Source organism: Caldalkalibacillus thermarum, from assembly GCF_014644735.1.
Lineage (GTDB): Bacteria > Bacillota > Bacilli > Caldalkalibacillales > Caldalkalibacillaceae > Caldalkalibacillus > Caldalkalibacillus thermarum.
The window spans coordinates 1-12,745 of record NZ_BMKZ01000035.1; the positions used below are offsets into that span (position 1 = coordinate 1).

At 44.1% G+C, this 12,745-nt stretch carries 13 protein-coding genes and 3 pseudogenes; 1 reads left to right on the plus strand and 15 read right to left on the minus strand.

Features of this window, described 5'->3' with window-relative positions:
• The 6 genes and pseudogenes from IEW48_RS12580 to IEW48_RS12605 all read right to left on the minus strand — a co-directional run.
• Positions 1-456: pseudogene (locus tag IEW48_RS12580) on the minus strand (hypothetical protein); the annotation flags it as partial.
• Positions 457-733: 277 nt separating this feature from the next.
• On the minus strand, positions 734-1,282 hold the full coding sequence (locus IEW48_RS12585) for a hypothetical protein (protein WP_007506594.1): 549 nt from the start codon (positions 1,280-1,282) through the stop codon (positions 734-736).
• A 134-nt stretch (positions 1,283-1,416) separates the two neighbouring features.
• Complete coding sequence (locus IEW48_RS12590) at positions 1,417-1,776, minus strand: four helix bundle protein (protein ID WP_007506595.1); 360 nt, start codon at positions 1,774-1,776, stop codon at positions 1,417-1,419.
• Between the two features lie 208 nt (positions 1,777-1,984).
• Positions 1,985-2,587 (minus strand): annotated as a pseudogene (istB, locus tag IEW48_RS12595) (IS21-like element helper ATPase IstB); the annotation flags it as partial.
• Positions 2,562-2,996 (minus strand): helix-turn-helix domain-containing protein, encoded by a 435-nt coding sequence (locus IEW48_RS17540; protein WP_188624068.1) that lies wholly within the window; start codon positions 2,994-2,996, stop codon positions 2,562-2,564. The gene IEW48_RS17540 and the pseudogene istB, both read right to left, overlap by 26 nt.
• A 312-nt stretch (positions 2,997-3,308) precedes the next feature.
• The gene (locus tag IEW48_RS12605) at positions 3,309-3,701 is read right to left on the minus strand and encodes a DUF6508 domain-containing protein (RefSeq protein WP_007503508.1); all 393 of its coding nucleotides are present in this window, start codon (positions 3,699-3,701) and stop codon (positions 3,309-3,311) included.
• Positions 3,702-4,099: 398 nt separating this feature from the next.
• Between IEW48_RS12605 and IEW48_RS12610 the strand changes: the two genes are divergently transcribed.
• Positions 4,100-4,765 (plus strand): helix-turn-helix domain-containing protein, encoded by a 666-nt coding sequence (locus tag IEW48_RS12610; protein ID WP_188624069.1) that lies wholly within the window; start codon positions 4,100-4,102, stop codon positions 4,763-4,765.
• Here IEW48_RS12610 and IEW48_RS12615 read toward each other — a convergent pair.
• From IEW48_RS12615 to glmM, 9 genes and pseudogenes are all read right to left on the minus strand, one after another.
• Positions 4,688-5,086, minus strand: a complete 399-nt coding sequence (locus tag IEW48_RS12615) for a Uma2 family endonuclease (RefSeq protein WP_188624070.1) — start codon at positions 5,084-5,086, stop codon at positions 4,688-4,690. The genes IEW48_RS12610 and IEW48_RS12615 overlap by 78 nt on opposite strands.
• A 30-nt stretch (positions 5,087-5,116) precedes the next feature.
• Complete coding sequence (locus IEW48_RS12620) at positions 5,117-5,353, minus strand: hypothetical protein (RefSeq protein ID WP_007503500.1); 237 nt, start codon at positions 5,351-5,353, stop codon at positions 5,117-5,119.
• Positions 5,354-5,509: 156 nt separating this feature from the next.
• Positions 5,510-6,055, minus strand: a complete 546-nt coding sequence (locus tag IEW48_RS12625) for a hypothetical protein (protein ID WP_007503499.1) — start codon at positions 6,053-6,055, stop codon at positions 5,510-5,512.
• Positions 6,056-6,401: 346 nt separating this feature from the next.
• A pseudogene (locus IEW48_RS12630) lies at positions 6,402-6,810 on the minus strand (cupin domain-containing protein).
• A gap of 94 nt (positions 6,811-6,904) precedes the next feature.
• The gene (locus IEW48_RS12635; protein ID WP_188624071.1) at positions 6,905-7,177 is read right to left on the minus strand and encodes a fluoride efflux transporter FluC; all 273 of its coding nucleotides are present in this window, start codon (positions 7,175-7,177) and stop codon (positions 6,905-6,907) included.
• The gene (locus IEW48_RS12640; protein WP_011229684.1) at positions 7,093-7,824 is read right to left on the minus strand and encodes an HNH endonuclease; all 732 of its coding nucleotides are present in this window, start codon (positions 7,822-7,824) and stop codon (positions 7,093-7,095) included. The genes IEW48_RS12635 and IEW48_RS12640 overlap by 85 nt, the downstream gene beginning before the upstream one ends.
• Positions 7,825-7,869: 45 nt before the next feature.
• On the minus strand, positions 7,870-8,325 hold the full coding sequence (locus IEW48_RS12645) for a putative iron-sulfur cluster-binding metallochaperone (RefSeq protein ID WP_188624072.1): 456 nt from the start codon (positions 8,323-8,325) through the stop codon (positions 7,870-7,872).
• A 639-nt stretch (positions 8,326-8,964) separates the two neighbouring features.
• Positions 8,965-10,767 carry a glutamine--fructose-6-phosphate transaminase (isomerizing) gene (gene glmS, locus IEW48_RS12650; RefSeq protein ID WP_188624073.1) on the minus strand — a complete coding sequence of 601 codons (1,803 nt, stop codon included), beginning with the start codon at positions 10,765-10,767 and terminating at the stop codon, positions 8,965-8,967.
• Between the two features lie 626 nt (positions 10,768-11,393).
• On the minus strand, positions 11,394-12,743 hold the full coding sequence (gene glmM, locus IEW48_RS12655) for a phosphoglucosamine mutase (protein WP_188624074.1): 1,350 nt from the start codon (positions 12,741-12,743) through the stop codon (positions 11,394-11,396).
• Positions 12,744-12,745 lie beyond the last annotated feature (2 nt).

The window sequence follows — 12,745 nt, forward strand, 5'->3', positions numbered from 1 at the left end:
GGGTATCGGTGTTATCAAAAGGAGAGACATCCACGTCGATCGGCACATAGCAGGTGCCACTGTTGAGTTTAATCGCACTGGGCTCAAGACCTGCCTTTCTGGGAAGCCGGACCATTTCATCCAGCAGTATATTCCGCCACTTTCTGATCTGGGCCAGCCCATCCAGACGCTGGCGGAGCGGGCTCGAGACGGTACACTTTTGAGCTGAAGGGCATATTGGAAGAAGTCATCCTCACGAAAGGCTTCGATATGTTCAAAATCGCTTTTACCCTGAGCCAGCAATCCGATCATGGCATAAACAATGTCACTGTGGGACAGTAAGGGATACTTCAATCCTGGGATCTTGAGTTGGTTCAACTTGGGGCGTAAGTCTGTTTTTTCCAAGAGCAATCCAATTAATCCCAATCCACTATGGGCTGTTAATCGTTCATGAGAGGCTTTAATAATAAACCGCATCCTTTTCACCTGCCAGGTGGGAGAATCTGATTATACTTATTCCCATTGTACCAAAGCAGGTGAGGGATTAATAGATGAATCCTCACGGATTCAGGTTAATAAATAACGGATAAAAGGATCCACTTTTCATCAACCGCTCGTCTGATGGTTTTTCTCTGTTAATCATAAAATGACCACATTCATTGTCCCCTCACATCCCCTATCCTATTGCCAAGGTTGCATATTTTCAATTTTATCCACTTCATATTAAGGATACTATGGATATTTTCATAACCGCTTAGAACGTGGAGATTTTTCTTTTGGTCCCGTCAAACCATTTCTTTGAGATTTTCTTAGCATATATCTCATGCGATGAATTTTCTATAAAGTCATCTAGAATTTCATCGAGTTCGATTTCTAAGCCTTCGTTTATTTCATTTCCATCTTCATCGTAAAATTGGAAGTTATTATATTTCCATTCGTTGAATTTTTCAAGCAATAGGTCCATGTAATTTACCCAGTGCCGACCATAATTTGAAATGTAGGTAGCAGTCCATCGATTGATGTGAATAGAACTCAATAATTCCTCTAATTTTGATGAATACCATTCTTTTTCACCTAAATTTGAGACAATCTCTTCAAATTCTTCTCTTGTCATGGGCTTCACTTCACCAGAATAATCATAACTGATCTTACCGACTTTGTACGGATGATCAAATGCCTCTATTGTTAATACCCATTGAAACGGAGGATGTTGTTCAATTATTTCCATTAGCAGACCTGAAATGACTTGTTCTATTTCTTTCTTATTCAAACGCTCATCCCCTTTTCTTTTGTTTTTCGACATATTGCCCACACCTGCAAAAAAGAGGCGTGTCCACAAACAAGGCAAATGGGCAAGATGCTTGAATTCTTGCTTCAATATTCGAGATGTCAATCCTTTCACCTTAGCTGGTACCACATGATATTAGTTCAAAGAAATTACACCGACTGATCCAGCCGTTTAAACATCCCGACCATGATTCGGCGAAGTTCCTGGGCTTTTTCATCCAATCGCTCGAACGTTTGTTTATCAATATATCCTTTCCGATAAGCCCGCTCAATCCAGTAGCGGGTCTCGTTGGCCGATCCGAACGCGATCCCCAAGTGGTACCGCTCACGCCCTGCATACTGCCCGCCATTCGATTCAGCGATGTTTGCACCGATGCTTGTGACACATCGTATGAGCTGATCCACCAGACGATACTTTTCGTCTTGCGAGAAATTTTTTACGATCTCGTCGATTTCGTCTTCCAAAGCAATTGCTTTTTGATATAAGGTCAACGTTTTGAAATCTTTCATGAATAAATTTCTCACCCCCTCCGCCGCTATACTTCGGTTGGTAATGAACTTAAAATTCCTCCACATCAATCCGTACTGAATCCAAATCCTTTAACCGTTCAAGCATAAGCTCTTTCCTCGTCATCAACTCTTGATACCTGCTTTTCAGCATTTTCGACTGTGAGCGTCAAGTACAATTGAACAATTTTCGCTAAATAATTTTGAGCACCTAGTCATTTCCAAATATGGTTTTCCTGTATTTCAAACGATAACTGTCACCGGTGAGATGAATCACCTCGCTTTTATGGAGTAGCCGGTCCAGAATGGCTGTGGTAATGGCCGGATCACCCAATAACTCTCCCCAATCTTCCGGTCCTTTGTTAGAGGTAATGATCACAGATGATTGGGCATAAAGTTTGTTGATGAGTTGAAAGAAAAGATTAGCTTCATGCCGGTTGATGGCTATGAACATCAAATCATCAATGATGACAAGATCTGACTGAGTGATTCTTTTCAATTTGGTTTGGGCGCTTCTTGTTACTTCTTGGGTACGCAGCAACTGGATTAAATGATCCATGGTCACAAAGCTGACTTTGTACCCTTGCTGAACGGCTTCTACTCCTAAGCCAATGGCCAGGTGAGTTTTACCCACCCCCGGCGGGCCCAATAAGATGAGGTTATAAACCTGTTCAATCCATAAGAGTTCACGCAACTGTTGAAATTGCTGCCGGCTTAGGGCAGGCTGGGCGCTAATGTCAAACTCATCGAGGGATTGGTGGACAGGAAAGCCGGCCCACTTGAGTCGTTTAGCCAATTGTTTTTCTTCCCGCTTGCATTTGTTGTCCCATAGGCGGGTCGAGGGCCGCTTCATATTGCCAAGTCGTCTTTATTTTTGGAATACTATATTCCTTTCTCAGTTGACTAACATAGCACCTGACGGTACTCTCACCGACCGTAAGGTCAGGATATCTCTCCTTAATCCAATCATGGATCTGTGCACTTGAAATGTCGGGATACTGTTTCAACCAGGTGATGAGCTTCTCTTTGATACAGTCTAATTTCTTTTGTCTCACTTCCATGTGCTCCAACATATCTTCAAATTCTTCAGGTGTCATATTGATATATTTGTAAACTGTATTGCGGCTAATCCCCAATCGTCTGGCAATTTGCGATTTGTTAAGTCCCAGTTTCTTTAGCTGTTGAATCTCTAGGTACATGTTCCACCTTTCCATTTTATTCATATTTTCCTCTCCCAACTGTTTTGATGTTTCCAGTGATATGATACTGGGAGAGGAATGTTATGGTAAATAGTGTTCACTGTTATCCAGCGATTTTTGTTAATTCTAATTTAGCATTCACAAACGAATGTTTGCGTGTTTTTTAATATCAGTTTATCTGTCCTATTGCAGGTTTTCAACACTTGCTTTTATTAAATTTTTCTGCTGAAATTGCCGTGCAGGCAAAGCAGGCAGTAATAGAGTCAGGAGTGAAGGGGAGAGGTTTTCCACATCTTATGCACAATTTAACTTGTGAATATGTGAACAATTTGCTGGTTACTTGCCCTCTTCCAACTGCTCTTTTATTTCCCGCAATCTTTGGAGAATGCATTGCAATTTGCCGTCCGCTACAATACGCTCCAACAATCCTTCGTTAAATCTGTCGCCTCTTGCGTAGCTGGTCATTAACTTTCGCAAGGTTTCCAAATCCGCAGACTTGATCTCTTCGTGAATATCCTTGTTTATATCCTGAAAAACTTCATTCCTGTTCAGCCACTCATGCCAGTTAAACACCATCAGAAAACCTGTCTCAAACAGTGTTTGAAGCAGTTCATGGATAAATTCTTGCAATCTTCCGTCAAGTTGATCCGCACCCACGAATTCCTTAGATTTTGCATAAAGTTTTAATATTTTTTCTATATCTTGCGGCGTGATTTCCTTGTCATACAATGGCGAGAACCCTCTTTTCGTCTAAGGTGAGTTCCTGGATTTCATAAATTTTATGCAGGTTTTATGAACCACTTCTATAAATCATTCATACAACTTATGCATCTGTTTTGGCTTTCAATTGGAATTACAACAAAATCAGGCCGTCTGGAGTTGAACGTTTATGCATATTTTATGAATTGATGTCAGCCGACTGAGCAATTAAAGGGAAAAGGAGCCAGTCATTGACGATCATTATAATACTCACCATTCGAAGCAAGACGCCATAGGCTGAGTAACTGTAATGATTTAAAACCTGTTGTCCTGTAAATGGCCTATAATTGTCCTATATCTGACCTTAAACTGGGTTGAGCCTGGTTATATAATTGAGACAAATACACAAAAAGGAGCGGAATTATAAAATGCACATAGGGTTAAAAATTAAACAATTAAGGAAACTAAAACTGTTAACTCAAGCACAATTAGCAGAAATCTCTGGTGTAAGTGAAAGAACAATCCGAAGATTAGAATTAACTGGAGTAGCAGAAAGTACAACTTTAAAACTAGTTTTAACTGCGTTGGGCACTAATTTGGAAGAGTTAGAAAACATGTTTAAGGATGAAACCTTAACGGAAGAAAGTAAAGAGAAACATGGGCATATTCGTTTTCTTCAAAAAATCGAAAACGGTCGAGAACTTACTAGAATCTTATCAAACGCCCACCAATTAGGATATGACTACCATGACTGTAACACACAAGAACAAGTTGAGCTTGCTCAAGTTTTTTTGACTACAGTAGCGGATGTAATGGACATTTGGGATATGATGGAAATTGGTCGAAAATTTGAACTGGAGAATGAATTATCCGAACAAATAAAACAGTTGGAACAACAAGGCTTATGGGTATTTGGAGATAGAATAATCAATAAGGAAACCCAATGGGTTACAGCTATAGTTGAAATTTATTCAAAAAATAATCCTTTGATTAATACTTCATCCCTTATCAACTATTCAACTATCAGGCAACTGAACCTGCAGGTCGGGAAACAGCTGCGATTTTTCCGTTTCCTGATAACCCCCTTCATTTAACACATACTTCCTAATCGCTTTTTCAAATGGATCCGCTACCCAATATTCAGGAACTTCACATCGGGCATATGTATCCTTCTTTTTGCCCATCAGTTTGTCACGGTGGCTTGGATGCGAAACGATTTCAACCACCAGATCAGGCACGCCGCAAATCCTGTTTTTCTGGATGATTCCGCTTTTTGCTCTCTTTACAAAGACAATATCGGGAATGACCGCAACTTCCTTCTCCTCGATATGAACTAGCGTTCGCGGCAAAACCGTTCCCAACTGGTTCACCCTGGCATAGAGAGTTAACTCAGTTAGTAGATGTACAAATGCCAAGTCCTTTAAACTCACATCTATCAAATACTCTCAACGATATTCCGCCTTTAGCAGTCTTTCAAGCTCATTCTTTGATTCATGAGGGAGGATTTCAATTAATTTTTTCAATCCGATTTGACCGATCAACATGAGAATAAGTTTGCGGATTTCATCATCAGAGAAGAGAAGCTTCCCGCCGATCCATTCCCATCTTCCCTCGTTTGGAACGCTTTTTTCGAATAAATCAAACGGAATTTTCTGCGGCTCAGCCTTTGGTATCATCTCCATGTATACTTTTCCCCTTTTGCATTTTAATTTAAGGATGAGCTGATCAACCAATCATCCTGTCCCTTTATTTCTAGTATACCATCGTGCAAAAAGAAATAGAGGAGCATGCAACCACTCCTCTTTGCTAAAACTGTTAGAGTTTTTCCTAGAACCTCACTAGCTTTCTCCAAGACCATCGCTTGTGAGAACGAATGGTGCTCTATCCAAACTGATTTTGAAACTGTCTCGGAACTGTGTTTGGGAAGGAATCATCTTTTTTATTTTATTCCATTCTTCTTCATCGCATCCTGTCGCTTTGCAGTACAAGGAACGAAACTCTTCAATCATCTCATCGTACTGGTCAACAAGTTCATCCCTTAATCCATAAAACTCTTGTTCATACCGCTTAAAAGCGGTCAAAAAATCCTCATACATGGTTTTCGTCATACTGACAACACGGTGAGCAAAAACCTCTTCCCTGTCTTCATCTTCTTGAGATTCAACTGCTCCCCTACTTTCAAAATCTGTTATGATTTGTTCTGCAAGCCGATCCATGATCTCCCTCTTGGATTTCGGAACAACATACATCGGTCCAAGTTCTATATGGTCATCCAATTTCTTAAGCATTTTGACATCAATGCCCAGCTTTGAAGGGTCGGCGATCGGAATCGCCATAGGGTTTCTCTCCATGCGAAGTGATGCCAGCACCAATTCTTTCGCCATCTTTTTCTCCTCCTGATTCGCAATCAAAAGTTGAACGTAATCGCTCTCCATTTCAAATATCGACGTTTTATTATAGATTTCTTAAGTGCCAATATTCGTGACAGGAAACTAAAGAGGGGCAAGGCGAAAGGTAATCGGGCAAATCTATGTCACAGGCATTCGCTGACATTCCCCTGTTTCATCGAAGAAGCCTCTGTAGCAAGGTTTTGATGCAAACGGAGCTTCTTCCATCTCTATCCTGTTTTAAAGCAAAAAGCCGCAGAACAACCCAGTTCGGGTGATCTGCGACAAACACGTGGGTTCACGTCAGCTTTTTTGTGCTTTGGTATCAGAACGACGATGTCCATCATCGATGAACAGCCATGGCCTCGGCTTTCGTCCTGTGAACCGTGCCAAACGGATGCTCGGGCGGAGCATAACTGGAATACAGCTTCAAGGGAACATGCCCCGTATTGGTCACATTATGCCACGTCCCAGCTGGAATCATGATGGCGTCATCTTCGGACACATTCCTTTCAAATTCCAGACGGTCTTTGCGTCCACCCATTTGCACAAGTCCCTGTCCGATAATTCGGATTCCGTTTGGCGGCTTGCTCGATATTGACCACGAACGGTTGACCACCGTAATCCTTTAATTCAACGAGAGGGTTCTCGTCGTTCCTTGTATATTGGATAATACCTCCAGCATACGGTTGCCAGTACCGCCAGTCTTGTTGAGGGGGCCAATAAGCGGGCATGGGATAACGCCACTGCATCCTGTCATACGAGTAAGAGTAGTAAGAATTCAAAGGTTCACCCTCCTTTGAAGTGGGATCAACACAATCTGCGATTACTTTATGCGATGGCCCACTATAGGGTGAAAAGGAGCATATGGATCAGGTATCCCAGCCATGCCGCTCCGATGCCGAGAAGGTACGTCATCCTCATGTACAGAAGGCTTGTCTTCCCTTCGCCCCGCCGAAACAGATTCACGCTCTCCAGTTTGAACGTGGAAAACGTCGTAAACGCCCCAATGATTTTTCGATGGCCATCTTTCCTCACTTCCCTAACATCATTCTTCTTACCTCTTCGATGGTGAAAGGCTCTCTCTTGCTGTGAATAATAAAATGACAATTGGGGCATACAGGCCGTAAATCTCGTATAGGGTCAACTTCGTATTCTTTCTGTATCTCGGATAAGGGTACGAGATGGTGTATATGAATTTTATCTTTACCAATTGGTCCATATGTCTTTTCAAAATCAAAACCACAAACAACACACTTGCTTCCGTAATGATTAATGCAAATCCTTCTTGCACGTCTGTTTCTTTCATAATGATTTACAAAAACTTGCCGCACTGTGCCTTCGGTCAAAGACGAGACATCCTCACGAGAAACTTCAACTGAATAAACGAATTCGGTATCATTTTGACCAAAAATTTCCTCACAGGCAATTACAAGTTCAGGACGCATGATCCAAGGGAATCTTCCTGATTTTTCATATCCCAAAAAAGGCACATGCCACCATCGTGGTTTTCCGTCTTTTCTCAAAGGAGGTTGAACTCCTGTATTATGAATGACACGCTTACTAAATCTACTTATTTGTAAGTTAATCGGCCCATGATGTGGTATGTTTAATCTTGATGCGATCTCTGAAGCTCTTATCTCGTGGTTTTTACTCTCATACACAAGCTTTAAAATTTTTAAGTCATTCTCGGTTGTAACTTCTTTATCTTGAAGCATCTTTATCCATACTGCTGTACTTATTTCCAACGGTTCATTATAAAACATTGATTTCCCCCCTTACGCTGGAACAACCGCTCCATGTTCAACAGGTCACATCCCGTTCACCTGTCGGATAAACGCCGCCACGTTCCCCATACAACAAGCCCCCTGGGGGTTGTTCACTTCACAGCCGCAACGGCCCGCCTGGACATGGGTCTTGATTTCCTGAAGCGAATCCTTGCCTTGCCGTAGGGCTTGAACGATGCGTTCCCTCGTCCAGTCAAAGCAGTAGCACACGGGAACATCCAGGCCCGAATCCTTTTGAAACACAGGCACTTTCAAGTCTCCCACGGCAAAGGCCAGCGAACCTTCCAATTCAAAATAGACCGTCACACAGGACGGGTTCGGGCAAAAGGCGTAATCGCATTCAGGGTCGAGCGTCGCCAAAGCCGCAGATTTTAGCAAGGACTTGAGCGTGATTAGCGGCACATGTCTTCCGTTTTGACCGCAGTTCGGGCAATTGGTTTTGTTTGTTCCCTTTCGGTTCGTCGGAACACAGCAGTCCATATATATTTTCCATCCCTTTCATGCAGGATACTGCCAGTAACCATGGTTATACCGACTTTCTGTCTTTTCAAATATTGTATCACATGCCAGGTGTGATAATATTCAAAAACGTCCTTTCCCCTGCCCACTATAGCAAACCAACTGCAGGATACCGATCAACCCATTTTGAATTCCCTACTATGTCAAGAGACAATAATTCATGTCCATCCCTTCCTTCCCCCACACCGCCTCTCTTTCTTACAGCCACAAGGGATTTCAGGCTTTGAGGTGCCCGTTGGTACAAAAATGCCAGGAACATAAAAAGTGTCCGCCTATTTGGAAGAAATTAGGCGAAAAAAGCGAGAGGGGGCAGGAGAACGGAACGTTGGGAAATGTCCAGGGAAATAATTTGAGGGGATAGGGAGCAGGGGTAAGGAGAGAGGAAAAAAGGGATGGGTATATTGGGATAAAACCTGATCCCTCAACCCTTTCCGCCCCATACCCTGTCCCCCTATCAATAGAAAAGCCCAGCATGGACCCAGGCAAAACCCTGGCCACACTGGGCTTCATGGACATTTTTTATTGTCCCTGGACAGATTTTATTTTCCCAAGACGGGATTTATTAGCTGTCTACATCTGGTTTTCCCTCGATCTTAACCCTTACTCCACCGTCACCGATTTGGCCAGGTTGCGTGGTTTATCCACGTCACAGCCCCGCTCGAGTGCTGCATAGTAAGCGATAAGCTGCAATGGAATCACAGAAACCAAAGGTGTGAGCAGCGGATGAACACGCGGAAGCACCCACTGGTCTCCCTCTTCATGCAAGCCTTCAGCAGCAATGACACATGTTTTGGCGCCACGGGAAACCACTTCTTCAGCGTTGCTGCGGATGTTTTTGGCAATGCGTTGATCGGTGATCAGAACAAAAACCGGTGTTCCGTCTTCAATCAAGGCGATGGGTCCGTGTTTTAATTCACCGCCAGCATACCCTTCGGCCTGAATATAGGAGATTTCTTTCAGTTTCAGGGCGCCTTCCAGGCAGACAGCATAGTCTAACAGACGGCCGATAAAGAAGCAGCTGCGTTGATCTGTTAAATATTCTTCCACAATGTGTTTCGCTTTGTCTTTCATATCTTTCAAAGCGTCCATCGCTGTCGAAATGGTGCGCAGCTCCTGGAACATGTCGATGGAGCCAGCAATGCCTTTTTGTTCGGCCAGATAAATGGATAACAGAGCCACTACTGCAATCTGAGCCGTATACGCTTTAGTAGAAGCTACGGCGATTTCCGGACCGGCATGGGTGAGCAGTTTATAATCTGCCTCCCGGTACAAGGTGCTGCCCTGCACATTGGTCACTGTTAACGTGCGGTAACCCTGTTTTTTAATTTGATCAAGGACGCCCCGGGAGTCCGCTGTTTCCCCGCTCTGGCTGATAAAAATGAACAAAGGATCTCCTTCGATCAGCGGCTGGTCATACAGAAACTCGGAGGCAATATGCACCTCGGTCGGGATATGAGCGATTTGCTCTAGCAAACGCTTGCCGACCAGTCCGGCATGATAGCTAGTACCGCAAGCAACAATATAAACACGGCTGGGGACCGGCAGACCCTGCAAGTGCCGGCCAATGTTCAATTGCCCCTGTTCGTCCTGGTACTGGGTGATGATATTACGGATCACCGCAGGCTGTTCATCGATTTCCTTCAGCATAAAATGCTCGTAAGCCCCTGTTTCTACGGAGCTCGTATCCCAGTCTACGGTGTAGACGTCCCGGTCAATCACGTCACCATCCAATGTCTTAATGATTAAGTTCTCGTGATCAAGGACAACATATTCACCGTCTTTCAACTCTTTAAAGGTATTGGTGACATGAATCATGGCCGTGGCGTCACTTGCGACCATGTTTTCGCCCTGGCCAAGACCGGCCAACAGCGGGCTTTTATTTTTGGCTGCATACAGGCGGGATGTATCTTGTCCGTCAATTAAGACGATGGCAAAAGAACCTTCCAGCTTGCCAATCACCTCACGGAAGGCTTCTTCGGTAGATAAGCCTTTTTGGCTGAAATGATCGACAAGATGGGCGATTACTTCCGTGTCTGTTTCACTTTCACGTTTGATGTTAGGGATGTAGGTTTCAATCAATTCTTTATAGTTTTCAATAATCCCATTGTGCACAATGGTGTAACGCCCGCTGTAGCTTTGATGGGGATGGGCGTTAATTTGATTCGGCACCCCGTGCGTGGCCCAGCGGGTATGCCCGATGCCAACCGTTCCCTTTATCTCTACATTTTTAATCAAACGTTCGAGCGCCTCGATTTTCCCTTTTTCTTTGTACACTTCTACATCTTCGTCCGTGACAATACCAATGCCGGCGGAATCATAACCGCGGTACTCCAAACGTTTTAAGCCGGTCAAAATGGTTTCCTTGGCCTGGCGAAAGCCAATGTAACCGACAATGCCGCACATAGCTGAAATTCCTCCTATCGTCAGACAGGGGGAATGTCTCCTTATTCAGTTGTGAACAGGGGGACAATCCCCCTATCTTTATTTCGTAGCTTTTGTGTCTAAGTCTGTGTTTCCAAAATGTGTTTGATCCGTTCGGCTGTTCTGTGGACAGTTTCCCATTTTCCTGGACTGTCACATTGGTGTATGGGTCATGTCATAATTTTAAACACAAGGTTGCCCCTGTGGTTTGTATATGACTTACTGCTGTGACCCGCAGCAGGGAGGCATCCGCCGATTGCTCGATAAACCTCCACCTCGTCAACTAAGGAGCCGTCCTTCCTTAGTCCTGGCGCTTAAAGTTTAAAACCTTGCGATCCTCCTTTCTTTTTTTGAGTAAAAGAAAAAGATGACGGCATATATTCTCTTAATAAATTAGAGAATACGCACTTAACTATACACCATTACTTTTTTATTCGTCAATACAGGAGCGTATGTGTCCTTTGCTATAGTGTTGACTTCTTTAGCATTTTATTAGTTTCTTTTATTAGTTTCTTACTTTCGCGCGGTTGTTATTTGATATATTTATGCAAAGAAGGGGCTGTCCGTGCCCCTTCGGAAGATCATTTGTTGCTTTTATAAGTCCCTGTTTATTCCTCATCCCCCATTTCTTCCCGTACTACATCAACAATGGCGTTCACCCAGTTTTCTATGCGCTGGCCATCTTCTGCTTCCACCATGACCCGCACCAAAGGTTCAGTTCCGGAAGGCCGGACCAGCACCCGCCCTTTGCCGTCCATTTCACGCTCAACTTCCGCTATTTTGGCCTTTACTTTTTCATTTTCAGTCACTTGGTGCTTATCCTTAACCCTCACATTGACCATTTTTTGCGGGTAAATGATCAGATCTTGAACCAATGCGGACAAAGGTTTGTTTTTCTCTTGCAACACATTGACCAATTGTAACGCGGACAACATGCCGTCTCCGGTCGTATTGTAATCAAGGAATATAATATGTCCCGATTGTTCACCGCCCAGGTTATATCCCTTTTTCAGCATCTCTTCCAATACATAGCGGTCGCCCACTTTGGTGGTGACCACTTGAATCCCTTTGGCCTCAAGTGCTTTGTAAAAGCCCATATTGCTCATCACGGTGGCCACAACAGTGTCTGCTTTCAACTGGCCTTTTTCCTTCATGGCCAAGGCACATACATACATAATCTGGTCCCCGTTAACAATGTTTCCCTGCTCGTCTACCGCAATCAGGCGGTCGGCATCCCCGTCAAAGGCCAACCCCAGATCAGCCTTGTGTTCTAAGACAGCCTGTTGTAAGGCTTCCGGTTGGGTGGAACCAACCCCGTCATTGATGTTTACCCCGTTGGGATTAGCCCCAATGGTGGTGATTTGGGCACCTAAATCACAGAACAGCTGCGGGGCTAGTGCTGAAGCAGCGCCATGAGCGCAGTCCAGGACAATGTGCAACCCTTCAAAACTATGTTGGACGGTTGATTTAAGATAGTGAATATATTTTTGCCCACCTACCAAGTACTGACTGACAATGCCCACATCTGCGCCTGTGGGGCGAGGCAAGCGATCCTCCTCCGCATCTAACAATGCTTCAATTTCCGCTTCCTGTTCATCTGTCAATTTAAACCCGTCAGGACCAAAAAACTTAATGCCGTTATCCGCCACGGGGTTGTGAGAAGCAGATATCATCACACCAGCTTGGGCACCGAGGGCACGGGTTAAATAAGCCACACCCGGGGTGCTGATCACCCCCAAACGCATCACTTCAACCCCAATGGACAACAGGCCAGCGATAAGAGCCGACTCTAGTAACTCTCCGGAAATCCGGGTGTCTCTCCCGACGACGACTTTTGGCTCGTCCGCTGCTTTGGTTAACAGGTAACCGCCACAGCGTCCCAGTTTAAAAGCCAGCTCGGGCGTCAGCTCCGAATTGGCAATGCCTCGCACTCCATCTGTTCCAAAATATTTACCCATGA